The sequence below is a fragment of the Phytohabitans houttuyneae genome, assembly GCF_011764425.1.
GTDB classification, from domain to species: Bacteria; Actinomycetota; Actinomycetes; order Mycobacteriales; family Micromonosporaceae; genus Phytohabitans; species Phytohabitans houttuyneae.
In genome coordinates this window covers 657,290-678,657 of sequence record NZ_BLPF01000002.1, presented here as the reverse complement: position 1 = coordinate 678,657, position 21,368 = coordinate 657,290, and the positions used below count along the sequence as shown (strand labels likewise).

Genomic DNA, 21,368 nt, shown 5'->3' with positions numbered 1-21,368 from the left:
CGCTCGCCAAATCGGCAGCGGCGGCGTGGCCGCTGGGGTTTGATGGTAAGAACGGCGGACGGGGGCGTGATGCGAGCGCTGCTGGGGTCACTGACCGACAACGAGCGGGCGCTCGTGCGCGAGACCGAGCGCGAGCAGCTCACCGGCCTCGACGAGGACGCGCTCGTCGCGCTTCACGCGCGGGTGCGGCAGATGCGCGACAAGTCCGTGTCGGTCTACCGCCGGGGCGCCGCGGCGAGGATCGACGACCTGGGTGCCCGTGGCAAGGCGTACCCGAAAGGCACCCGCGACCGGGCGAAAGCGGAGATCTTCGAGGACGCGCTCGCCCGCGTCAGCCGCAAGCTCGCGGCCGCCGCCCGGGCCTCCGCTCAGGAGCTGAAGGCGGAGCGGCTGGCCGAGGCGCGCATGGCCCGCAACACCGACGTCCCGCCCACCGCGCGGCCGTCGGCGGTGCTGCCCGAGCCGCAGCGAAAGGACCGGCGCCCCCGCACCCCGGACCGCCTCAAGCGCCACGCCACCACCCGCGCGGCCACGAAGCGGGTACAGGCTCGCCGCGACAGCCGCTGACCCGGCTCACCTCGGCAGGAGCGGGCCGAGCGGGCCGAGGTCGATGTTCAGGTCCTCGGGTGAGAGGCCGAAGTGCTCACGCAGGCGGACCATCTGCTCGTCGAGCGCCATCAGCGTGAGTCCGATCCGCTCGACCTGTTCGTCGGTCAGGTCGCCGACGTCCATCCGGCGCAGCGCCTGCCGCTCCATCAGCTGGCGCAGCAGCTCCACGATCGTCAGCACCAAGCCGGCGAGGCCGCGCTCGACGGAGTCGCGGTCGATCGGTACGCGCTGGTCCAGCGGCGTCACCCGCGGCGGACGCCAGCCCTGCCCGCCCGGATCGCCTCGCGGCTGCGCGGTCATCCGGCCGTACCCACCGGATCGGGCGGGGACGACGTCCCCACCGAGGCGACGAGAGCCCGCAGCGATATGCGGACCAGGTCGACGTCCGCGATGGAGATGACGACGTCGCCGGAGACCACGACGCCGGTCGCGAGCAGCCGGTCGAGCAGGTCCACCAGGGCGATCGAGCCGTACAGCCGCGGATCGCTCGCGGCGTCCGGCAGCGGTACCTCTGTCATCGCCCCGCCTCCTCGGCCGGCCCCTGATTCGGCCCGGCCTCCGGGCGGTGGCTGGCGAGGTCAGCCATGCCGTTGCTCCCCGAAAGCGTTCTTGACGCGCTCCTTGACTCCGGCGGTGGCCGCGCTGACCGCCGCTCGCACGGGGACTTTCCGCTCGCCAGCTGGCCAAGGCCCGCCGACAGCGCGGACCCACCCGGTGTGCCCTCGTTGCTGGCCAACGACGTCAGGTTGCCGGTCAATCCGCCGATGCGCTGCGTGATCTCGCGGGCAGCGCGCTCACCGAGGGCCGACAGCAGGTTGCGCAGCTCCGCCGTCACCATGGCGGCCAGCTCCTGCCCAGTGTCTCGGGCTTGTTGGACGCGCTGGTCATCGCTCACTCGTCCCTTTCCGCCGACGTACCGGTGCTCTCGACTCCGCCGCCTTGCGGGCGAAGCGCCGGGCGGGTGCGTCCTAGCGGTCGGCGGCCGCGGCGGGCTGGCGGCGGGTCCGTCCTGAAGCGGCCGGACGCGGCCCTTTTCTACCCGCCCGGCCCTACGTGAGGGCAGCTCACGTTACGGGACCTGACGATCACGGCATGCCTGCTAGCCTGGCGCGGTCTTCTCGGGGGGAATCGATGTCGCACCGCGATCAATGGCAGCCGAGCGGTTACAGTCCGCAACCTGACCAGCATTACGGCCACAACGGCCAGCCGCGGGGAGTCTGGCCGCCGGCGCAGGATCAGGTCAGCGCGCCGCCGGGCTATCCGCCGGTCTCGGCGCAACCGGGCTACGCCCCGCCGGCCTACCCGCAACAGCAGCCCTATGGACAGCAAGAGCCGTACGGACAGCAAGAGCCGTACGGACAGCAGCCGTACGGACAGCAGGACCCCTACGGCCAGCAGCAGCAATACGGACAGCAACCCTACGGCCAGCAGCCGTACGGGCAGCCCGCGCAGTACGGCACCGCACCATCCGGCTACCAGCAGGCCGGCTACCAGCAGCCGCCGACGCCGTGGCAGCAGCCGCGGCCCGGGCAGGCGGCGCCATCGCAGTGGCAGCAGCCGGCGCCCGCCACGCCGCCGGGCGGCAAGTCGCGCGTCGGGCTCTGGATCGGCATCGCCGCCGGGGCCACGGTGCTCGTCGTCCTCGCCGGGTGCGGCCTGGTCTACGGCTTCATGCGATCCGCGGGCGACTCGCTGGCCGGCCCTCCCGCGCCCTCGCTGAGCAGCTTGGCCCCGACCGAGGCCACGCCGCTGGCGAGGCCGCCGGCCGACGTGGTGCTGGTCCGCCCGAACCGCGTCGGCGACCGCGCCCGCATCACCAAGGGCGAGTACGCCACCAAGGCGACCAAGGCCGAAAAGGAGCTCAAATCGTCGTTGAGCGCCGGCGCGAGCCTCGTCGTCGCGTACTACGGGACCGCCGACCGCAAGGTCGACCAGATCTACATCGTCGGCTCGACCATCCCCGGGCCACTGCGAAAGTCCACATTCGACAAGCAGTTCACCAACACCGGGCCGTCCATCGGCGGCAAGCCGGTCACCGGCATCGTGGACGTGCGCACCGCCCTCGGCGGCTTCACCGCGTGCGGCCAGACCACCCAGTCCGGGATGTCCGTGGCCGTGTGCGCGTTCAGCAACCAGTACGACTTCGTCGTCGTCCAGTGGTACAACCGCGAGCTGAACGAGGAGATCAAGCGCGAGATCGTCACGATTCGCACGCTCGTGGAGAAATGATGGCGGACCGGGCACCGGCGGGCGCCGGGCCCGCGGGAGCAGGGCGCCGTTAAGAAACCGGTCGATCTGGGTACCTGTCTGGCTGCAGACAACCCACATCGGACCGTGTCAGGAGGCGACCCGTGCGCATCGGAGCAGTAATCGTCGTGATCTGGTTGATCATAGGACTTCTCGCTGCCGGCCAGCGCGGGTACCTCGGCGGGGACGCCAGCAGCTGCACCGAGGCCGGCACCATCGCGGTCACGGTCATCGCCGGACCGCTGAACTACGTCGGCGTCAACCCGAGGGTCAAGTGCGACGTGCCCGAGCCGTCCCAGTGACCTGAGCCTGCCGGTGTGTCGTTGGAGGGAAGGGCACCCTGCCACAGGTGCCCTTCCCGGAGTGCGCTCAGGCGGCTCGCACGTTGAAGGTCGCCATCATCGCCATGTCCTCATGCTCCAGCATGTGGCAGTGGAACATGTACGGACCGACGTGATCGGTGAAGGTGGTCAGGACGGAGAACCCGGTCTGCGGCGGGATCAGGAAGGTCTCCTTCAGCCCCGCCTCGGCCGGCTGGATGGGCAGCTCGGCTCCCGGCACTGGGTTGCCGCCCGCGTCGAAGGCAAGCTGGAACCGCCGCACCAGCCTCCAGTCGACGTCGTGCAGGTGGATGGCGTGTGGCTGCGGTGAGTCGTTGAAGAAGTTCCACCGCTCGGTCGAGTTCAGCACCGGGTCGGCGTCGATCCGGCCGGACTGGAACGGCTGACCGTTGATCGTCCACTGTGTGGGGACACCGGCGGCGTCGGTGGTCGCGCGGAGCACGAACGACCGGTCCTTGGACGGTGCCGGGAACACCGGTACCGGGCGCAGTGACGCCGGCACCGAGCTGGTCTCCCTGAGGTCACGGCTGACCCGGAACTGCATGAGCTCCTTCGGTGGGTTGCCCGGCGTCGCCGGGGTGTTGGTGTCCATCAGCAGCAGGTTCTGACCCAGCAGGCCCGCGAAGTCGAGTACGACCTCCACCCGCTCGGCCGGCTGCACGATGATCGACGTGCGCTGCACCGGTGCCGGCAGCAGGCCGGCGTCGGTGCCGATCTGGGTGATCGGAGCGCCGTTGCTCAGACCCAGCACGAGCGGTCGCCGGTTGGCCGCGTTGAGGATGCGGACCCGGTACTTGCGGTCGCCGACGTGGAAGTACGGCTGCGGCCGGCCGTTGACCAGCCACGTGTCGCCCAGCGTGCCGACGATGCTGAAGTTGTAGGGGATCTGGTTGTTGGCGTCGAAGGTGCGGTCGGCGATGACCAGGGGTATGTCGAACTCACCCTTCGGCAGCGGCAGCGCGGAGTCGAAGGCGTCGTCGAGGATGAACAGGCCGGCCAGTCCGTTCCAGACGTTGCGTCCGGTCACGTCCATCCGGTGGTCGTGATACCACTGCGTGACGGCCCACTCTGGCTCGCCGCGCTCCATGTGCTCGTACACGTACGTGCGTTGCCTGCCCCGGGGGATGAGGAAGTCGTCGGGCTGGCCGTCCTCACTGGGCCGTGAGTGGCTGCCGTGGTGGTGGATGGTCGCCTGGCCGAAGTTCGCCGGCAGGTCGTTGCGGAAGGTGATCCGGCTGGTCTGGCCGGAGGGCCGCCGGATCGTCGGGCCGGGGAATATCCCGTTGTAGGTCCACATGCGAGTTGGTGGGCCGGTCGGCATGATCTGCACGTCGGCCTGGCGCATCTGGATGGTCACCTGCGATCCCTGCAGTACCGGCGGGATGCGCAGCGGCACGCTGAACGGCACGACCGCCTGCGCTGTGGCGGCCGAGGAGAGTACGAAGTTGCCGACCACGGCCACCAGCACGGCGACCCCGGCGGCGGCCCAGCGCGTGCGCACCCGCACCAGGCGGGTACGGCGCTGTCGTGCCGGCACCACGGCGGAGGGTGCCAGGCGGACGGTCAGGAAGAGCCCACCTGCGGTGAGCGGTAGTGCGAACAGGAACACCACGAACGAGTCCTGGATGGCGAAGGCCATCGCGTCAGGTCCGAGGGCGGCGTCCTGCCGCGGGTCGAAGGGTGCGGTGATCGCCGCGTGCTCGGCCGGCGAGTGGTCGGTCTCCCGCATCATCGCGTGATGCACCCGGGCGAGGCTCGCCGCGTCCAGGTTGCCGTAGTCCGCGAGGTACTCACGGCACTCGGCGGCGTTGAACATCGCCGAGCAGGACGTGTCGTAGCCGACCGCGGCGAGGTTGGGCGCGAGGGGCCCCTGGGCCAGCCGTTGCGAGGCCATCTGCTGCAGGGGCGCGGTGGCCAGCACGAGCGCGGTGAACAATCCGGCCGCGACAGCCGCTTGGACCAGCAGCCGGCGGGGACCGCGGTCGTGCCAGCCCTGCCGCCGCGCCAGCCACGCCATGGCACCGACGGCCAGCAGGGCCAACGGCGCTACGACGAGTGCGGCGACACCGATCTGCCGTACGCCCGACGGGTCACCGCCGCCGAGCACGTCTGGTGGGAGGACCAGCCATACGGCGGCTGTGCCGACGGTCAGGAGAATCGCGACGAGCAGCGCGCGGGCGCCGCCCACCGCGGGTCTTCTCTCGACCGTCCTCTGTGGTGGTTGCATTCTGCCCACCTTTCTCGGCTCCTTGGGCGGAGCCGGTCGTCCAATTTAGGCAACCACCTATTGACAGATTGAGACCGTGGCCAAACAGACGGGAATCCCTTGGTGGTGGAACGAGTGTCCAAACTGGAGACATGGCGAACTGCCCGACATGTCGTCGGGCAGTCCACAGTAGACAATACCCCGTCGTTACCGGACGAAAACCTCCCGCTGGAAGTAGTCCTGCCGGCCGCTGTCGTCCGAAAACTCGTTGAACATCACGAATGGCAGGATGCCTATGTTGAACCGCGCCTGCATGTGCACCCGCATGAAGCCGTGGTCGAACGTGGCGAACAGAGCCGGTCCACCATCAGTCGCGGAAACGTCGGCGTAGTGCGGTGTCGGCCGCCCGTCGACCGTCGGATCGGCGGCCGAGCGCCCTCCCCCGGTCACGCTGATGTCGGTGTAGAGCCGCACCGGGGCGTCGCCCCAGTCGATGGAGCCGTCCGGACCGACCGCGGTGACCCGCAGGTGGGTCTGCCCGTCGCGCAGGTGGAGCTCGACCTCGGAGATGCCCGTGGTGCCCGCATCGGTGTTGCGCCACCGGGTGAGCAGGCGGTCCGGGACTATCGGCGCCCGGAGCATGGGCAGCCGGTCGTCGCCGCGGGCGTAGCCGATACCGTCGCGCGTTTCCTGGTCCGCGATGCCGTCCGCGGGAGTATCCATCGTGGACTGCGGCCCGCGCCGGTGCAGGAACTCCCGCGAGAAGTAGTCCGCTCGCCCGCTGCCATCGGTGAAGGTGGTGAACGCACCGCACACCATCACGCTGTGCAGCATGTTCGCCTGGATCTGCGTGCGGGCGTGGCCCAGCTCGAACGTGGCCCGGTAGCCACACACGTCGTTCGACGTCGGCCCGAGCGCGTACAGGCCGTCGACCAGCACCTCGCCCCAGTCGCGTGTCCGGCCGGTGTGCGGGTCGACGGCCCAGGCGTGTGCCCACACCTGGCCGTCGCGCTCGGTCAGCTCCACCGTGGAGATTCCCCACGTCTGGTGGTTGGCATTGCGCCACGTGCCGATCAGCGCTCGCGTGTCGATCGGCGCGACCCGTGCCGGTCCGCCGTCCGGGAGCCGGTCGATCTCGCGGAGATACTTGGCGGTCGTACCTGTGGTGGTCATGCGATTCCCCAAACTGATTGTTGGAGTTCAATGTCATGCTAGGTGGACCCGGCTGGTGACCCGACTGGTCAGAACCCCCCGGGGGTGGCCGCGTCCGCACGGATCCCGGCGAGCGCGTGCGCCTCCCGGCGGTACCAGATAACCGGATCGATGCCCGGGTCGCCGGCCAGCCACATCGGCCGTCCGAGCACCAGCACGTGGTCGGCGACAGTGACCGTTCTGCCGACCACGCAGACGGCGCCGGTGGCTGTCCCCTGCAGGAGCGGCACTCCGAGGTTCCAGCGGAACGGCACCCCGTCGAACCGGGCGGTCGGCTCGCCCGCGGCGAACGCGCGGGCCAGGTGGTGCTGCGCCGCCGACAGCACGCAGACACCGAACCGCCCGTTCCGCTGTACCGCGGCAAGCGTGCGGCTGCCCGTGGCGAGCGAGACGAGCAGCAGCGGCGGGTCCACCGACACGGAGGTGAGCGCGGTGACGGTACAACCGAGCGGCCGTGCCCCGTCCGTGCCGGTGACCACCGCCACCCCGGTGGGCCAGGCAGCCATGAGGTCGCGGAAGCGGTCCACCGGCGGCGCCGTGCCGATCAGCTCTCGCGCGCCGCCGACCCGCGCCTCAGGGCTTGAAGAAAGAGGCGTCATGTTCGCGTCCCAGGGCCGCGCGGCCGATCGTGGCCAGGAGGTGGTCGTCGTTGTCATGCCGTACGTAGAAGGTCAGGTCGCGCAGGATCCGCTCGACCGGGCTGGGCCGGACGAGCGAGCGCGCGCCGCAGGCCCGGATGCAGTGGTCCACGGTGGACAGCGCGAGGTGCTCGACCACGTGCCGGGCTCGGCTGCCGGCGATGCGGGCCTCGTCGATGCGCCCGGTGTCCCACAGCCGGGCCACGTGCCGCAGCCACAGCCGGGCGGTGTCCAGGTCGACGGCCATGCTGCCGACCCGCTGCTGCACGTACGGGTCGCCGCCCTTGTCCTGCTTCTCCACGTACTGGATCGCGTAGTCGTACGCCCCCTCGGCCGCGCCGAGGAAGCTCGCCGCGTAGTGCGGGATGAACGCGGCCTGCCAGCTCTGGCGCACGTAGTCGCCGGGCTGGCCGAGCTGCCAGGCCGCGGGCACCGGCGTCCGGTCGAAGCGGACCACGTGGCTGGCCGTGGCCCGCATGCCGACCGGGTCCCACCACGACGTGTCCACAGTGACCGAGGGATGCCGCAGGTCGCAGCCGAGCAGCAGCACGCTCTCCGGCGCCGCCGCGTGCCGGGCGCCGCCCGGTCCGGCGAGGCTGACCAGCAGGACCGCCCAGTCCGCGCCGGTCGCGCTTGTCGCGAAGGCCTTGGTGCCGTCGACGACCCAGCCGTCCTCGGTACGGGTGAGCGTGGTGCCGAAACGGCGGGCCTCTCCGGGCTTGGCGGCCTGCGGCTCGCCGCTCCAGGCCACCCACTTCTCCCCCGCCGCACGACACCGTCGAACCACCGCTCCCGCTGCTCCCCCACGGCGAACGCGTCGAGGAGCACGAGCGCGTTCGCGTGCCCCTCCCAGCAGCGGGCCAGGGAGAGGTCGACCCGGGCCAGCTCGCGGGTCATCTCCCACAGCGCGTGCGTGTCGCCGCGCCGCGGTCCGAGGCCGAGGCCGCCGTGCTCGACCGGCACCGTCGGTGCGAGCAGCCCGGCGGCGAACAGGTCCTCCAGGTCGGCGGCCGGGAACAGCGCGTCACGGTCGTACCCGGCGGCCCGTCCGGCGAACCGGTCACGGGCCAGGTCGGCGGCGCGGCGTACCGCTGCCGCGCCGGTCAAGCGTGTCTCGAATTCGACGCTCATGGTCCCTCAGCTCGGGTAGAAGTGTTCGCGGACATAGAAGGGATAGCGGCCGCCGCCGTCGGTGAGGGTGCTGGCGGTCTCGATGGTGAGCAGCCGGCGGTCGAGGTACCCGACCATGTCCACCCGCCCGGCGGCGAGCTCGAAGAAGGCGGTGAACGCCACGGCGGCGGTGTCGCGCACGTCGCCGGCGTACGCGCTGCCGACGGTCTCGTGCCAGTCGTGGCGGCGTGGTGCCCAGACGCCGTGGGGACGCACCGCGAGGTAGCCGTCCCGCTCGCGGAGCAGGACCCGGGCCAGGCGGGTGGCGGCCGGGTCGACGTTGTGCCACATGCCCACCAGGGCGGTCGGGTCGAGCTGCCACGGCCCGAGCGGCGCCGAGGTGGGCAGCGCCGTGCCGTACTGGCCGGCCGGCTCGCCGTCCGGCGCGGGGGCCGCCGAGTCGTCGCGGTGGAAGAACTCCCGGGTCCAGTACGGCGACGGCCAGCCCGGGCCGCTGAACGCCTGGTAGGTGGTGACCACCAGCAGCCCACCCCGGGAGTACGCGCACAGCCGCAGGCCGCGCAGCCCGGTGTCGTGCACGGCCGTGAACGCCCAGGCGGACGGCGAGCCCGGCGCGGTCGTGTACGCCCGCGCCTCGATCTCGCCCCAGTCGTAGGGTTTGTGCCGCCCCGCGCCGAGCAGCCGCAGGCGCAGCCCGCCGCCGCGCTCGGTGAGGACCATCCGGCGCACTCCGCCGGCGCCGGCGTCGGTGTTGCGCCACACGCCGAGCAGCGCGGCGTGGTCCAGGACGGACCGTCCGTCATGGAGTGCCGAGGCTGTCATGTGTCACCATCTCCGGGGTCTTGGGCATTGAACGGCCGGTCATGAGCCGAAACTGGTGTTCCGCCTCGACGGCGAGCACCCGCCGGCCGTCGACCACGCGCAGCCCTCGCCGGCGCGCGGCCGTGACGAGCGCGCTCAACCCGTCCGGCGGGCAGACCATGTCCAGCACGGCGGAGCCGGAGCTGAGTCCGTCCAGCGGAAACGGCAGTCCGGTGTGTACGGACGTGGCGTGCACGACGACCATCGATCCTGTCGGGCGGAAGCTCTCCAGCGGCGTGAACGGCAGTCTCAGCAGGTCGGCGGCGAGCCGGCCGCGGGTCCGGCCGCGGTTGACCATCGTCACCGCCGCGCCCGCGTCGCACAGCGCCACGGCGGCGGCCCGGCCGGCCCCGCCGCAGCCGACGACCGCGGCCGCGCGTCCGGCGAGCGGTACGCCGGCCGACCGCAATGCCGCCCCGACCGCGGACATGTCGGTCGTCGCCGCCCGCCAGCGACCGCCGCGCCGGGTGAGGGCGTTGGCCGCGCCGGCGGCCCGGCTCACCGGGCTGACGACGTCCGCGACGTGCAGCGCCACCTCCTTGAGCGGCCCGCTGACCGTCAGTCCGCGCAGTGGCAGGCCGAGCTCCCGCAGCCCTTGCGGGACGGCGGGCCAGAAGCCGGTGAGGAAGTCGCCGAGCCCGGCCAGGTGAAACGGCAGGTAAAGGGCCGGGATGCCGTGCTCGCGGTAGGCCCGGTTGTGCAGCCCGGGAAAGCCGGACCCGAGCGCCACCGGGCCGATCAGCCCGTACAGCTCCCGCACCGGCGGCCGGGCCGGGAGCGGGTAGTCGGCGCAGAGCCGGGCCACGTCGGGCGCGCCGCTGCCGCTGCCGTCCTCGTCGAGGCGCCCCGCGATGGTCGGCGCGCCGAGCCACGGTGCGAGCAGGCGGCTCCAGGCGCCGAACGGGCCGGTGCCGTAGGCGGTGACGTCGTCCCGGCCAAGCTCGGCCAGCACTCGCAACGGCACCAACGCGTCCGCGGAGGACCGGGTCCCCGGTGCGAGCAGGTAGCCGGCCGCCGGCACGGCCGCCATGCCGGCGAACCGCTCGCGCAGTGCTGCCAAGGGCATTGTCGGCCCGTGCCAGGAGATCCGCCGCCGTGAGGCGGGCACCGCGGCCAGCACGTCGGGTACGAGGTCGTGGTCCGCCTCCAGGTCCACCGTGTCGTACCCGAGTGCCGCCGCCGCCAGGCGGATCCGCCGGGCCGCCGGCGGGTCGGCGCACTGGCCGCCGTGCGCGCGGCTGCGAAGCGTGTACACCAGCCGGCCGCCGAACGCCCGGCGCAGCATCGCCGGGTCGAGGTCGCCCAGCAGGTCGGCGCGCACCTCCAGCCGCGTGACGCCTTCGGGCACTGTGGACAGATCCCGCCGGCGGGTCAGCGTCGCGGTCATCTCGGTCATGAGGGCACCACCCCGGGGGTATTTGGCGTCTCGACACGGCAGCCGCGGCCGCGCAGACTTCCCAGGCTGTGGACGACAACTGGTCCGGGTTCGCCGCGATCGCCACCGCGCGGCACTGCAAGCGCGCCTTCCTCGACCGACCGGTGCCGCGTGAGGTGCTCGAACGGGTCCTCACCGCGGCCGGACACGCGCCGTCCACCCGCAACGGGCAGCCGTGGCGGGTCGCCGTGGTGACCGGCGCGTGCCGGGACGCGCTGGGCCGGCGGCTGCGTGCCGAGTTCGACCGGGGCGTCCCGCCGCACCCGGACTATCCCAACCAGCCGTCCACCGTGGACGAGGTGACGAGGCGACGGGCCGGGGCCTTCGGCGCCGGCATCCTCGCCGCGATGGGCATCGCCCGCGACGATCCGGCCGGGCGCCGGGCGCACCTGCGAGCCAACCTCGATTTCCACGGCGCGCCGGCGACGCTGGTCTTCCACCTGCCCGCCGACGCCGCGCCCGGCACGTTCCTGGAGATGGGCTTCTTCGTGCAGAACACAATGCTCGGGCTTGTCGCCTGCGGCTTGGGCAGCTGCCCGCAGTACAGCGTCGCCGGCTACCCGGACGTGCTGCGCGACGCGCTGGGCCTCGCCGGCCGCCTGATCGTCTGCGGTCTGGCCACCGGATATCCGGACCCGGCGGCGGGTGTCAACGGTTTCGTACCGGAGCGGGCCCCGCTGTGCGACTACGTCACCTGGCATGATCAGCCACCCGCCTGAGGCTGGAGCTGGGGCGCGTTCTCGCGCAGCCGCGCGCGCACCTGTTCGCGCAGCACGGTGGCCGTCCGCACGTACGCCGCGTTGTCGGCGGTGCCCGACGGGTCGGGGATGTCCCGCTCCGGGTCGAGGCAGAACGTGCGGCCCCGCGCCTCAGGCGCGAGCTGCTCGACCGCCGTGCGCTGGGCGCGGGTCATGCAGTACACCGCGTCGGCGTCGCGGCACATCTGCCGGGTGAGCTGCCGGGTGCGGTGCCGCCGGGGCGGTACCCCGATCTGCCGGAGGGCTGCGGTCGCGCCGGCCGCCATCGGGGCTCCGGAGATCCGCGGCGCGAGCCCGGCGCTGCGCGGGCTCCACGTGCCGTCCCCGTCGGCGCGGGCGATCGACTCGGCCATCGCCGACCGGCCGGTGTTGCCTCCGCAGACGAAGAGCACGCGGCGCCGCCGCGCCCACGCCCACCGGCGGGCGGCCGCTTGGCGCAGTGCCGGATAGCTGAGCGCCAGCACCGCCCCGACGATGAACGCGGTGCCGACGAGCTGGCCCGCGCCGGGCGCCGCGATGCCGGTCAGCCAGGTGAGGCCGAACGAGGCGACCAGCCCGGACAGCAGGCTGGCGACGCGGTTCGCCGGCACGCACCAGGTGTACTCGCGCGGGTCGAGGTAGATGAGCGTGCCGAAGATGAACAGCGCCTCGTACAGCAGGCCGACCGCGAACGCCGGGATCACCGCGGGGGTCAGCAGGAACGAGGTGAACCCCTCGCGCAGCGCGCCGAGCACCGGCCCGATCCCGATCAGCGCCAGCGCGGCGCAGAGGCCCACCTGCCACAGCGCCGCCGACAGCTGCTCCTCCACGAGGTACCGGCGGTCGATCGCCGGGTCACCGGTCTTCGCGACCCGGCTCATGATCTCGAACCGTCCGATGTAGCCGAACAGGTAGATGCCCAGGCTGACCACCGCGGCGATGCCGAGGTGGTAGCTGTCCACATCGGAGAGCGCGGCGACGACCGCGAGCAGGCTGAGCCCGAGTGCCACCCACGAGTACACGCGGACCGGGCGGCGGCGGGCGGCGTCCACGATCGGGGAGAGCACCAGCACGCCGCCGCGCATCATCAGCAGCATGAACAGGATCGAGACGCCGGCGAACGTGTAGTTGAGCGTCGTCGTCGCGATGATCAGTGCCATGAACAGGCCGGCGGTCACGGTGGCCGGCCCGGGCCGGATCGTCTGGCGCCCGGCCACCGTTGCCCGCCCGGCGTACCGCCACCAGCCGGAGACGCTGAGGAAGATCAGCGAGCCGGCGAGCGTGCCGAGCGCGGCGGCCGGCAGCAGCACCAGGCCGCCCACCCGCGAGTCCATGCCGGGCAACAACCCGCTGGAGAGCGCCTTGGTCAGCCCAGCGTAGGGCGTGTACCAGGCGAAGTAGCCAATCGCCAAGCCGAGCATGCCGAAGCCGACGACGCTTCTGCGGGTGGTCACCACGACCATTCCTCCCTCAAAATAAATAGGCGGATGCAATTGCAACGGGCGCCGGAGCAACACCGTCCACACGAACGCGCGTCGCATCTAATCTGGCCTATCACGGGCCCGAAATAGCCGCAACTCCGGAGCAGATAAATTCCGCCGGCAGCCACAGATAAGCGCCAATTCCACCACCCCGGGGGGTTCCGTATATGCGAGGTCCCCCGGGGGATTGGCAGCTAAAGGCGACCACACATAGGCTGCGGTGAACGGCTTTTCGTGCCGGCCCGATCAATTCGCTTTCCACGCCGCAGTGGACTCGATCTATACCTGGCCCGGCCATTAAGTCCGTCCAAATTCGGCGATCAGCGCGTTTGGAGGCCCATCGTGACAAGCGTCGAACAGCTGTGGAGGTTCTACCTCTGCGACGAGGATCTCAGCCTCTTCGACATCTGGGAGGGCGGTGCGGCAAACGGTGACTCGGTCACCCCGTCCACGTACAGCGCACCCTACCGCGCCTGGATGGTCGACCACCTGTGCGGCGTACTGGACCGGACGGACCCGCCGACCCTGCTCAGCGTCGGCTGCGGCAACGCCACCGTGGAGGCCGAGGTGGCCCGCGCCGGCTACGACGTGCACGCCGTCGACGTCCTGCAGCGCGCGGTCGACATCGCCCGCCGCAAGGGCCTGTCCGCCGAGGTGGCCGACGCCCGCTCGTGGTCGCCGCCGGAGGGCCGCTGGGGCGTCGTGTACGCCGACGGGCTGATGGCACACCTCTACGACCCGGAGGGCAGCCTGGCCCCGGTCCTCAAGCACCTGCACGGATGGCTGGTACCGGGCCCGGGCGTGCTGGTCATCTCCAACGACGGCACCCAGCAGGGGCAGGACGCGCAGCAGGCGCCCGGCATCCCCGCACACTGGCTCTCGGCCGGCTACCTCGTCGAGCAGTGCCGCGAGGCGGGCTTCGCCGACGTCTCGTCCACCACCTTCACCTACACCCGCCCCCTTTCCGGACCGCGGGACCGGGTGGTGGTGACCGCACGCACCTAGCTCAGGCCCGGATCGGGCACCGCGTCGGTGGGCTGCAGCAGGCCCAGCGCGTACGCCTTGGCGAGCGCCGCCGCCCGGTTGTGCACGCCAAGCTTGCTGAACAGGTGGCCCTGCGCGTTCTCCACGGTCTTCATCGCGATGCCGAGCACGCGGGCGGTCTGCCGCACGGTCTGGTTGCGCCCGATCTGCCGGAGGATGTCGTGCTCGCGCGCGGTCAGCTGCGGCGCCAACGGCGGCAGGTCGGCCGGCCAGGTCCACATCGGATCGGTAAACAGCTCGGACGAGGTCGGATCCATCACCATGTAGCCGCCGGCCGCCAGGTGCATGGCGGGCATGAGGCGGGACTCGACGTGGTCGGCGTGCACCAGCGCGAGCACGCCGTTGGTGAGCGCCTCCCCATGGCGTGCCGGTCGACGCGGCCGTCGTGCACCATGACGGCGGACCAGCCGAGCGTGCCGCCGACCCGCCAGTGCTCAGCCGTCGGGTCGACCAGCACGCGTACCACCGGCCCGCGGTGCGAGCGCGCCCAGTGGACCTGCGGTGCCGACTGTGGACAGTGCTCGCGCACGACCGCGAGCTGGTGCCGGATCAGCGTGGTGACCACCCGGTCGAGCACCGGGCTGGCGTAGCCGACCACGACGGCGAGCGGCGCCTGTTCGCCTTCTGGGCGCCGCTTCTCCGCCGAGGGCGCGGGCTGCGGCGCCGAGGTGCTGTCGATGATGCCGAGCGAGGCGGCCCGGGCCACGGCGTGCGCGGCGCTTGTCGCGCTCAGCTTCGCGTACACCCGGCGCTTGTGGTTTTCCACGGTGCCCGGGCTGATGTCCAGCATCGCGGCGATCTCGCTGACCTGGTGGCCGGAGGCGACCAGCAGCAGGATCTCGCGCTGGCGGGCGGTGAGCCCCACCCCGTTGCCGTTGGGCACGGGGCCGGTGGCGAGCCCGCGCAGCACCGAGACCAGCCCGCCGAGGCCGTGCGCGTACGGCACCACGGCTGCGACGCCGGTCGCCTGCAGGCCGGCGAGGTCCTCCGCGGAGAGCTTTTCGTACACCAGCACGAGCCGGACCGACGGGTGCCGGGCGTGTACCTGCTGGAGGGTGGGTCCGGCCTGGCCCGGGCTTCGCTCCCCGTCGATCAGGACGATGTGTGGGCGCTCCAGGTCCACCAGCGGGATGAGGTGGTGGCCGTCGACCACCCGCCCGACCACGCTGAAGTCGGGTAGACCGCTCAGGTAGGCCGCCAGCGCGTCACGCCGCAGCTGGTCGCTCGAGCACACGGCGATCCGGCTCATACCCTGTCCGCTTCCCCTGCCCATGAGGGCCCCCAACCGAGGAGCACACGCAACCATCTAAATATGTAGATGTTGCTCGACAACCGTGCTGCTTTCCCACGGCGGCCGCCGGCTAAACCTCACCCCTGCCGGTTTTCCGAAAAACTCTCATTCTTCGCGGCCGACGCCCGCGCCGCCAGCCATCCGGGCCACAGCCGGCGGGCCACGTCCACCGGCAGGCGTCCGCCCAGGTGCATCGAGCGGGCCACGCCGCGGTAGCCGGGCAGCAGACCCGCCGCGATCAGGATGTGGCCGAGCAGCACCGGCGTGACGAGGTACGTCGCCCAACGGTGCACGCGGTGCAGCCATACGAACGCGGCACCGCCGCCCACCTGGGTCAGCCCGACACCGCTGCCGACGAGCGCGGCGAGCAGCAGCACCAGCACGAGGTTGGCGATCCGCTGCCCCGGGTCGAAGTGTCCTTCGTGCCGCGGGAAGCGCCCGCTGACCGCGGCGCCGGGCCAGCGCCGCAGCCAGGTCGCGTCGCCGCGGTCGTACCGTATCGACTCCCGCGCGAAGGTCCGCGCGCCGCGGACGCCGAGCGTGACCGCGGCGACCGCGATGCCGGTCAGGCCCCAGCCGGCCCAGAAGTGCAGGTCGGTGTCGGGCACGCCGGTGATGCGGGCGGCCGGGCTCGGCCGCCCCTCCTGGCCGGACAGCAGCCACCACCCGGTGCCCAGCAGGGCCAGCACGACCACGTAGGTGGCGGCGTGAAACCACCGGGTGCGGCGGTTGTACCGCTCGACGGTTCGCCGCATCAGTAGCCGTATCCGGGGCCGCCGGTTTCCTCCCCGCCCGGCACGGACTCGCCCTCCGCGACGACCACGCGGGTGGTGGCCTCGACGCCGGCGGCCGAGTGGTTGGCGTTGCGCAGCGAGACGTGCATGACGTGCTCGCCCGTCGGCGCCGCGTTGATCTGCGTGGTGTCCGACTCGACGATCACGTAGTTGTCCTCGTCGCCGTCGAACCAGACGTGCACGTGGTGCTTGCCCGACTCGCTCGGGCCGAGCGGCACGCTGGAGTCCACCTTGACGGTGAACGGCACGCGGACGTCCGCGCCGGCCGACGGTTCGAGCACGGAGACGGTCATGCCCCCACCGGCCCCGCCGCTGCCGGCGCTCCCGTCGTCGCCGCAGGCCACGAGGCCACCGGCGGCCAGCGTGAGCGCGGCCGCCGCGGCGATGTTCCTGATGTGCATCATTATCGATCCCATACCGGTACTACCGGCCGGGCCGCTCCGCCGGATTCATCGCCGCCGGATGGATCCCGCGGGGCCCGCCCCGCGTAGTACCTGACGTGGGGGTCAGTGACGAGGCGCTCGTGGCCGGCATGGCGGCCGGTGACGCGCAGGCCGCTGCCGGCTTCGTGCGCCGCTTCCAGCCCCGCGTGTACGGCCTCGCGTTGAGCATCGTCGGCGTGCCGGCGACGGCGGAGGACGTGGCCCAGGAGGCGTTTGTGCGTGCGTGGCGGTTTGCCGGTGGGTACGACCCGAGGCGCGGCGGCGTCGCGCCCTGGCTGCTGGCCATCGCGCGCCACGCGGCGATCGACGTCGTGCGGATGCGGCGGGACCAGCCGTACCAGCCGGAGGTGCTGCTGGCCATGATCAGTGGGACCGAGGCGGCGGCGGGTGGCGAATGGGCGGCGGACGAGGTCGCCGAGGCGGACCGCATCCGGTCAGCGCTCGCGGTGCTCTCTCGGGAGCAGGCGACCGCTGTCGTACTGGCCATCTTCTACGGACTGACGGCCAAGGAGATCGCCGAACGCGAAGCGGTGCCGCTGGGTACCGCCAAGACCAGGATCAGGCTCGGGATGGCCCGGCTGCGCGAACACTTCGAGGTGCTTGATGAGTGAGCCGCACGGCTGCCCCGAGGTGCGCGAGCTGCTGCCCGAGCTGGCCACCGGCGCGCTCGCCGGCGACGAGCGGGCGCTCGCGCTCGGCCACGTCGGCGGCTGCGCGACGTGCCGGCGGGAGTTGGCCGCGTTGTCCCGCGCCGCCGACGCGGTGCTGCTGCTGGCGCCGCCGGTGGAACCGCCGCCCGGCTTCGAGGGCCGCGTACTGGCCCGGCTGGACACCGGGTCATCCCCGGGCAGGAGACGACGGCGGAGTCTCCTGCCCGGGGGCTTGCGTCTGTGGCCGCGACCGCGCCTGGCGATCGCGTTCGCCGTCGCGGTCGTGGTGGCGGCGGGGGCCGGCGCGCAGGCCGTGCGGTGGCAGACCGAGGCCGACCGGGAGCTGGCCCGCCAGTACCGGCAGACCCTCGACGTGGCGGACGGCCGCTATCTCAAGGCGATCCGGATGACCACAGTGGACGGACAGCCGGCGGGCACGGCATTCCTGTACCAGGGCAACCCGTCCTGGCTTCTCGTCACCGTGTACGCCGCTCCGGCCGACGGCGCGTACGACGTGCTCGTAATCGACCGCGGCGGCGCCGCCCACCCGGCCGGCACCTGCGAGGTGGCCGACCGCAACGGCACGTCCGGCTACCGCCTCGGCGTCGCCGTGTCCGCGGTGGGCCAGATCCAGCTCCGCTCCCGCACGGTCCCCGATGCCGTCCTCGCCGGCACGGCCCGGTGACCGCCGCGCGGCCGCGAAGCCGCGCGGCGGTACGCGCTCAGCGGGTGCGGGAGGCGCGGCGGGCGGCGTGCTCGGCGCGGGCCGGTACGCCCACCTCGTGCAGGAACCGCAGGGCCTGGCGGTAGGAGGTCAGGAGGCTGGTCTCCTCGTAGGGGACGCCGACCTCGGCGCAGTACGCACGCACGATCGGTTGGGCCTTGCGCAGGTTCGGGGTCGGCATCGCGGGAAACAGGTGGTGCTCGATCTGATAGTTCAGGCCGCCGAGCGCCGCGTCGGTCAGCCAGCCACCGCGGACGTTGCGGGAGGTCACGACCTGCTTGCGCAGGAAGTCCTCGTCGCCGGTCGGGTGCGGCATGCCCTTGTGGTTGGGCGCGAACGTCATGCCGAGGTAGACGCCGAACAGTGCCTGATGCACGAGCAGGAAGGCGATCGCCTGTACGGGGGACAGGACGATCAGCAGCGCCGACAGGTAGCCGACGGCGTGCAGAATCAGCAGCGCGGCTTCGAGCCGGCGCTGCTTGACCGTGCCGTTGCGCAGGGCCTTGACGCTGGAGACCTTCAGGTCGATGGCGAGCAGGGTGAGCAGGGGGAAGAACAGGGCGGCCTGATGCCGGGTTATGAACCCCTTCAGACCGCGGCGGCCGAGTGCGGACTCCGTGGCCCAGATGAGTACTTCGGGCGTGACGTCCGGATCGAGGTCGTCGTGGTTGGGGTTGTTGTGGTGGCGGGTGTGCTTGTCCATCCACCAGCCGTAGCTCATGCCGATGCCGAGGTTTCCGGCGAGCCGCCCGGCGATTTCGCTGGGGCGCTTGGTGCGGAAGACTTGGCGGTGTGCCAGGTCATGCGCCACGAGCCCGAGCTGGGCGAAGGTGACGGCGAGAAACACTGCCGTGACCATCTGCCACCAAGAGGAGCCGATGACGAAAAACGCGGTCCATCCCCCGATGAACATGAGGGCGACGACGCTCAGCCGGGCGCTGTAGTAGGCGGGCCGGCGCCGCATCAAACCTTCGCCGTTGATCCGGCGAGAGAGAGCGGCGAAGTCACTGCCCGTCGTTGCCCGTGGCGGCGGCGTCGTGGTGATCGTCATGTTTCTATCCAACCGCCCGCTGTCCGAAAAGTCAGGAGCGCTAGAGCCTGCGGCCCGGTGGTGCTAGCACCACCATCGGACCAGCAAGGCGGGACTATATGAGCTGTGCAGATGTCTGAGGCCCGGGTACGGCTGCTGCGGTGGGTAATCCGCGGCGTGCGCTCCGTAGTGGGCGGGCTCGCCGCGATGGGCCTGGCATTCACCAACCTGCCGCTGCTGGCCGCGTCGGTGGTCGCGCTGGCGCTGGCACCAGTGCCGTTTCTCGGCCTGGCGCTGGCGCCGTGGACGATGACGCTGGTCCGGATGCGCGCCGACCTCGAGCGCCGGCGCGCCTCACGCATCGGTGTCCTGGTGACCCGCCCGTACCATCCGGCGCCGGAAGGGGCGATGGCCGGCGGGTGGAAGCGGTTCCGGTGGATCGTGACGGACCCGGCCACCTGGCGCGACCTGGCCTGGCTCCTGCCCGGTGCGATCATCAGTTTCGGGCTAGGCCTGGTCACCGTGCTCGTGCCGCTGTACGGCCTGGCCGGCCTGACGTTGGCGCCGCTGTGGATCTGGCTCGGCACCGGCTGGTACGGCTACGGCGCGCTGTGGTCCATCGACTCGTTCAGCGAGGGCCTGCTCTGCGTGCCGAAAGGCGCCGTCATCCTCGCGATCGGCCTCTGGATCGGGCCGTGGCTGCGCCGCGTCGACGCTCTCTTCGCCCGGCTCCTGCTCGCGCCCACCACCGCCGCCGGCCTCCGGCTGCGGGTCACCCAGCTCACCATCACCCGCGCCGACACCGTCGACGCCCAGGCCGCCGAGCTGCGCCGCATCGAGCGGGACCTGCACGACGGCGTCCAGGCCCGCCTCGTCTCGCTGCGCATGGTGATCGGCCTTGCCGACACCCTCATCGACCACAACCCGGCACAGGCGCACAAGCTGCTGGCCGAAGCGCGCGCCTCCAGCGGCGCGGCGCTGGTCGAGCTGCGGCACCTCGTCCGCGGGATCCACCCCCCGGTGCTGGCCGAACGGGGGCTCGCCGGCGCCGTCCGCGCGCTGGCGCTCAGCCTGCCGGTACCCATCACGGTCGACGTCGACCTGCCGGGACGGCTGGACACACCCGTCGAGTCCGCGGCCTATTTCGCCGTCGCCGAGGCGCTGACCAACATGGTCCGGCACAGCCACGCGCACACCGGATCGGTGTCCGCGCGGCACAGCGAAGGGACGCTGACCATGATGGTCACCGACGACGGCGCGGGCGGCGCCGACCCGGCCGCCGGCACCGGGCTGCGAGGCATAGAGCGCCGCCTGGCCGCATTCGATGGCAGGATGGCTCTGTCGAGCCCTGCCGGTGGACCCACCGTCATCACCATGGAGCTGCCGTGCGCGTTGTCATCGCCGAGGATCACGCCCTCCTCCGCGACGGACTGACCCGGCTTCTGCAGGCATTCGACTTCGACGTCGTCGCGGCCGTCGACAACGGCCCGGCCCTGCTGCCCGCGCTCATCACCCACCGGCCCCAGGTGGCGATCATCGACGTCCGGCTGCCGCCGACGTTCACCGACGAGGGCCTGCAGGCCGCCATCGCCGCCCGGGCGCAGATGCCCGGCCTCCCGGTCCTGATGCTCTCGCAGCACGTCGAGCCCATGTACGCGCACGAGCTGCTCAGCGCCCCGAACGGCGGCGTGGGCTACCTGCTCAAGGACCGCATCTCGGACGTCGAGGAGTTCGTCGACGCCGTCCGCCGGGTCGCCGGCGGCGGTACCGCCATGGACCCCGAGGTCATCTCCCAGCTGCTTGTCCGCCGGGAGCCGCTGGCCGTGCTCACCAGCCGGGAGCGTGAGGTGCTCGGTGTGATGGCCGAAGGGCGCTCCAACGCCGCCATCGCCGCAAAGCTCCGCATCACCGAAAAGGCGGTCAGCAAGCACATCAACAACATCCTGACGAAACTCGACATGCCACCGTCAGACGACGACAACCGCCGCGTCCTCGCCGTGCTGGCCTACCTCGACGCCTAGCGCGCGGGCTCGACCACCCACGGAGGCTCGTCGGGCAGGGTCACGGTAAACCCGATCCACCCGTTCGCGAACTGCTCGGCCTGCTCGCCACGCAGGCGCGTCATGAGAGCACCCGCCCATACTCCGGTGGGGGTGGTCGGCAACGAGTCCAGCTGGATCGCGGCGGTGCCGGGCGGTTGGTCGAGAAAACGAGGAACCGTCGGGCGGACGCCATGCGGGTTGTGCGGCTGCGCGTCGCTGCCCACCGCGACAAAGACCTTCGGGCGCACCCTGCCGCCGTAGCTGTCGGACCACTCCGCCAGCGCCGGGATCACGGCGAGGCGGGTCAGCTGGTCACCGTCGTCCCAGCCGGTCGTGATCTCCCACTCCAGGATGCCCTGGAACTCTCGCGGGCCATTGCGGTCCGACTGGGCCTCGAACATCTGGCGGATCACGTTTTCCAGGAACGCTGCCGCCTGGTTCGGTAGCACGGC

25 protein-coding genes and 1 pseudogene are annotated in these 21,368 nt (G+C 71.9%); 9 read left to right on the top strand and 17 right to left on the bottom strand.

Features of this window, described 5'->3' with window-relative positions; translation table 11 throughout:
• Positions 1-69: 69 nt before the first annotated feature.
• The gene (locus Phou_RS26470; protein ID WP_173060281.1) at positions 70-567 is read left to right on the top strand and encodes a hypothetical protein; all 498 of its coding nucleotides are present in this window, start codon (positions 70-72) and stop codon (positions 565-567) included.
• 6 nt (positions 568-573) lie between these two features.
• Here the strand turns inward: Phou_RS26470 and Phou_RS26465 are convergent, their stop codons facing one another.
• Genes Phou_RS26465 through Phou_RS26455 form a run of 3 tightly spaced genes read right to left on the bottom strand, consistent with a single transcriptional unit; the run spans position 574 to position 1,447 of the window.
• Positions 574-909, bottom strand: coding sequence for a gas vesicle protein K (locus Phou_RS26465; protein ID WP_173060278.1), 336 nt, complete (start codon positions 907-909; stop codon positions 574-576).
• Positions 906-1,127, bottom strand: a complete 222-nt coding sequence (locus Phou_RS26460; protein ID WP_173060275.1) for a gas vesicle protein — start codon at positions 1,125-1,127, stop codon at positions 906-908. Before Phou_RS26460 ends, Phou_RS26465 begins: the two co-directional genes overlap by 4 nt.
• Positions 1,124-1,447 carry a hypothetical protein gene (locus Phou_RS26455; RefSeq protein ID WP_173060272.1) on the bottom strand — a complete coding sequence of 108 codons (324 nt, stop codon included), beginning with the start codon at positions 1,445-1,447 and terminating at the stop codon, positions 1,124-1,126. Before Phou_RS26455 ends, Phou_RS26460 begins: the two co-directional genes overlap by 4 nt.
• Positions 1,448-1,740: 293 nt before the next feature.
• Here Phou_RS26455 and Phou_RS26450 point away from each other — a divergent pair, with 293 nt between their 5' ends.
• Positions 1,741-2,838, top strand: coding sequence for a hypothetical protein (locus Phou_RS26450; RefSeq protein ID WP_173058957.1), 1,098 nt, complete (start codon positions 1,741-1,743; stop codon positions 2,836-2,838).
• Between the two features lie 122 nt (positions 2,839-2,960).
• Positions 2,961-3,158 carry a hypothetical protein gene (locus tag Phou_RS26445; protein ID WP_173060269.1) on the top strand — a complete coding sequence of 66 codons (198 nt, stop codon included), beginning with the start codon at positions 2,961-2,963 and terminating at the stop codon, positions 3,156-3,158.
• A 67-nt stretch (positions 3,159-3,225) separates the two neighbouring features.
• Here the strand turns inward: Phou_RS26445 and Phou_RS26440 are convergent, their stop codons facing one another.
• The 7 genes and pseudogenes from Phou_RS26440 to Phou_RS26415 form a co-directional block, all read right to left on the bottom strand.
• The gene (locus Phou_RS26440; RefSeq protein WP_173060266.1) at positions 3,226-5,424 is read right to left on the bottom strand and encodes a multicopper oxidase family protein; all 2,199 of its coding nucleotides are present in this window, start codon (positions 5,422-5,424) and stop codon (positions 3,226-3,228) included.
• Positions 5,425-5,610: 186 nt separating this feature from the next.
• The gene (locus Phou_RS26435) at positions 5,611-6,576 is read right to left on the bottom strand and encodes a hypothetical protein (protein WP_173060263.1); all 966 of its coding nucleotides are present in this window, start codon (positions 6,574-6,576) and stop codon (positions 5,611-5,613) included.
• A 68-nt stretch (positions 6,577-6,644) separates the two neighbouring features.
• Positions 6,645-7,214, bottom strand: coding sequence for a flavin reductase family protein (locus Phou_RS26430; RefSeq protein WP_173060260.1), 570 nt, complete (start codon positions 7,212-7,214; stop codon positions 6,645-6,647).
• Positions 7,189-8,004: an acyl-CoA dehydrogenase family protein gene (locus Phou_RS26425; protein WP_218579207.1), complete on the bottom strand. Its 816-nt coding sequence runs from the start codon at positions 8,002-8,004 to the stop codon at positions 7,189-7,191. The genes Phou_RS26430 and Phou_RS26425 overlap by 26 nt, the downstream gene beginning before the upstream one ends.
• Positions 8,005-8,033: 29 nt before the next feature.
• Positions 8,034-8,384: pseudogene (locus Phou_RS55655) on the bottom strand (acyl-CoA dehydrogenase family protein); the annotation flags it as partial.
• 6 nt (positions 8,385-8,390) lie between these two features.
• Positions 8,391-9,206: a hypothetical protein gene (locus Phou_RS26420; RefSeq protein WP_173060257.1), complete on the bottom strand. Its 816-nt coding sequence runs from the start codon at positions 9,204-9,206 to the stop codon at positions 8,391-8,393.
• Complete coding sequence (locus Phou_RS26415) at positions 9,184-10,641, bottom strand: type I 3-dehydroquinate dehydratase (RefSeq protein WP_173060254.1); 1,458 nt, start codon at positions 10,639-10,641, stop codon at positions 9,184-9,186. Before Phou_RS26415 ends, Phou_RS26420 begins: the two co-directional genes overlap by 23 nt.
• Before the next feature lie 68 nt (positions 10,642-10,709).
• Here Phou_RS26415 and Phou_RS26410 point away from each other — a divergent pair, with 68 nt between their 5' ends.
• Positions 10,710-11,399, top strand: a complete 690-nt coding sequence (locus Phou_RS26410; RefSeq protein ID WP_173060251.1) for a nitroreductase — start codon at positions 10,710-10,712, stop codon at positions 11,397-11,399.
• On the opposite strand, the gene Phou_RS26405 is transcribed toward Phou_RS26410, so the two are convergent.
• The gene (locus Phou_RS26405) at positions 11,384-12,871 is read right to left on the bottom strand and encodes an arsenate reductase/protein-tyrosine-phosphatase family protein (protein ID WP_173060248.1); all 1,488 of its coding nucleotides are present in this window, start codon (positions 12,869-12,871) and stop codon (positions 11,384-11,386) included. The two genes, Phou_RS26410 and Phou_RS26405, sit on opposite strands and share 16 nt — an antisense overlap.
• Before the next feature lie 369 nt (positions 12,872-13,240).
• Here Phou_RS26405 and Phou_RS26400 point away from each other — a divergent pair, with 369 nt between their 5' ends.
• On the top strand, positions 13,241-13,903 hold the full coding sequence (locus tag Phou_RS26400) for a class I SAM-dependent methyltransferase (RefSeq protein ID WP_218579206.1): 663 nt from the start codon (positions 13,241-13,243) through the stop codon (positions 13,901-13,903).
• On the opposite strand, the gene Phou_RS26395 is transcribed toward Phou_RS26400, so the two are convergent.
• The 4 genes from Phou_RS26395 to Phou_RS26380 form a co-directional block, all read right to left on the bottom strand.
• Positions 13,900-14,238 (bottom strand): helix-turn-helix domain-containing protein, encoded by a 339-nt coding sequence (locus Phou_RS26395; protein WP_173060245.1) that lies wholly within the window; start codon positions 14,236-14,238, stop codon positions 13,900-13,902. The two genes, Phou_RS26400 and Phou_RS26395, sit on opposite strands and share 4 nt — an antisense overlap.
• Complete coding sequence (locus Phou_RS26390; protein ID WP_173060242.1) at positions 14,199-15,191, bottom strand: response regulator transcription factor; 993 nt, start codon at positions 15,189-15,191, stop codon at positions 14,199-14,201. Before Phou_RS26390 ends, Phou_RS26395 begins: the two co-directional genes overlap by 40 nt.
• Positions 15,192-15,310: 119 nt before the next feature.
• Complete coding sequence (locus Phou_RS26385; RefSeq protein ID WP_173060239.1) at positions 15,311-15,988, bottom strand: cytochrome b/b6 domain-containing protein; 678 nt, start codon at positions 15,986-15,988, stop codon at positions 15,311-15,313.
• A complete protein-coding gene (locus Phou_RS26380; protein ID WP_173060236.1) occupies positions 15,988-16,431 on the bottom strand; it encodes a hypothetical protein in 444 nt (147 codons plus the stop codon). Before Phou_RS26380 ends, Phou_RS26385 begins: the two co-directional genes overlap by 1 nt.
• A 95-nt stretch (positions 16,432-16,526) precedes the next feature.
• Here Phou_RS26380 and Phou_RS26375 point away from each other — a divergent pair, with 95 nt between their 5' ends.
• Entirely contained in the window at positions 16,527-17,081 is a 555-nt protein-coding gene (locus tag Phou_RS26375) for an RNA polymerase sigma factor (protein WP_218579205.1), read from the top strand.
• Entirely contained in the window at positions 17,074-17,805 is a 732-nt protein-coding gene (locus tag Phou_RS26370) for a zf-HC2 domain-containing protein (RefSeq protein ID WP_173060233.1), read from the top strand. The genes Phou_RS26375 and Phou_RS26370 overlap by 8 nt, the downstream gene beginning before the upstream one ends.
• Positions 17,806-17,842: 37 nt before the next feature.
• Here the strand turns inward: Phou_RS26370 and Phou_RS26365 are convergent, their stop codons facing one another.
• Entirely contained in the window at positions 17,843-18,895 is a 1,053-nt protein-coding gene (locus tag Phou_RS26365; protein WP_173060230.1) for a fatty acid desaturase family protein, read from the bottom strand.
• A 111-nt stretch (positions 18,896-19,006) separates the two neighbouring features.
• Here Phou_RS26365 and Phou_RS26360 point away from each other — a divergent pair, with 111 nt between their 5' ends.
• Positions 19,007-20,308 carry a sensor histidine kinase gene (locus tag Phou_RS26360; RefSeq protein WP_173060227.1) on the top strand — a complete coding sequence of 434 codons (1,302 nt, stop codon included), beginning with the start codon at positions 19,007-19,009 and terminating at the stop codon, positions 20,306-20,308.
• Positions 20,260-20,895: a response regulator transcription factor gene (locus Phou_RS26355; RefSeq protein WP_173060224.1), complete on the top strand. Its 636-nt coding sequence runs from the start codon at positions 20,260-20,262 to the stop codon at positions 20,893-20,895. Before Phou_RS26360 ends, Phou_RS26355 begins: the two co-directional genes overlap by 49 nt.
• On the opposite strand, the gene Phou_RS26350 is transcribed toward Phou_RS26355, so the two are convergent.
• Positions 20,892-21,365: a hypothetical protein gene (locus Phou_RS26350; RefSeq protein ID WP_173060221.1), complete on the bottom strand. Its 474-nt coding sequence runs from the start codon at positions 21,363-21,365 to the stop codon at positions 20,892-20,894. The genes Phou_RS26355 and Phou_RS26350 overlap by 4 nt on opposite strands.
• Between the last annotated feature and the right edge of the window lie 3 nt (positions 21,366-21,368).

Excerpts from the sequence above, each read along its gene's own strand:
- Phou_RS26385 (WP_173060239.1), bottom strand. The coding sequence starts at position 15,988 with ATGCGGCGAACCGTCGAGCGGTACAACCGCCGCACCCGGTGGTTTCAC.
- Phou_RS26360 (WP_173060227.1), top strand. The coding sequence starts at position 19,007 with ATGTCTGAGGCCCGGGTACGGCTGCTGCGGTGGGTAATCCGCGGCGTG.
- Phou_RS26440 (WP_173060266.1), bottom strand. The coding sequence starts at position 5,424 with ATGCAACCACCACAGAGGACGGTCGAGAGAAGACCCGCGGTGGGCGGC.
- Phou_RS26390 (WP_173060242.1), bottom strand. The coding sequence starts at position 15,191 with ATGAGCCGGATCGCCGTGTGCTCGAGCGACCAGCTGCGGCGTGACGCG.
- Phou_RS26470 (WP_173060281.1), top strand. The coding sequence starts at position 70 with ATGCGAGCGCTGCTGGGGTCACTGACCGACAACGAGCGGGCGCTCGTG.
- Phou_RS26380 (WP_173060236.1), bottom strand. The coding sequence starts at position 16,431 with ATGATGCACATCAGGAACATCGCCGCGGCGGCCGCGCTCACGCTGGCC.
- Phou_RS26455 (WP_173060272.1), bottom strand. The coding sequence starts at position 1,447 with ATGGTGACGGCGGAGCTGCGCAACCTGCTGTCGGCCCTCGGTGAGCGC.
- Phou_RS26465 (WP_173060278.1), bottom strand. The coding sequence starts at position 909 with ATGACCGCGCAGCCGCGAGGCGATCCGGGCGGGCAGGGCTGGCGTCCG.
- Phou_RS26370 (WP_173060233.1), top strand. The coding sequence starts at position 17,074 with ATGAGTGAGCCGCACGGCTGCCCCGAGGTGCGCGAGCTGCTGCCCGAG.
- Phou_RS26365 (WP_173060230.1), bottom strand. The coding sequence starts at position 18,895 with ATGACGATCACCACGACGCCGCCGCCACGGGCAACGACGGGCAGTGAC.
- Phou_RS26435 (WP_173060263.1), bottom strand. The coding sequence starts at position 6,576 with ATGACCACCACAGGTACGACCGCCAAGTATCTCCGCGAGATCGACCGG.
- Phou_RS26460 (WP_173060275.1), bottom strand. The coding sequence starts at position 1,127 with ATGACAGAGGTACCGCTGCCGGACGCCGCGAGCGATCCGCGGCTGTAC.
- Phou_RS26430 (WP_173060260.1), bottom strand. The coding sequence starts at position 7,214 with ATGACGCCTCTTTCTTCAAGCCCTGAGGCGCGGGTCGGCGGCGCGCGA.
- Phou_RS26415 (WP_173060254.1), bottom strand. The coding sequence starts at position 10,641 with ATGACCGAGATGACCGCGACGCTGACCCGCCGGCGGGATCTGTCCACA.
- Phou_RS26420 (WP_173060257.1), bottom strand. The coding sequence starts at position 9,206 with ATGACAGCCTCGGCACTCCATGACGGACGGTCCGTCCTGGACCACGCC.
- Phou_RS26450 (WP_173058957.1), top strand. The coding sequence starts at position 1,741 with ATGTCGCACCGCGATCAATGGCAGCCGAGCGGTTACAGTCCGCAACCT.
- Phou_RS26395 (WP_173060245.1), bottom strand. The coding sequence starts at position 14,238 with ATGCCCGCCATGCACCTGGCGGCCGGCGGCTACATGGTGATGGATCCG.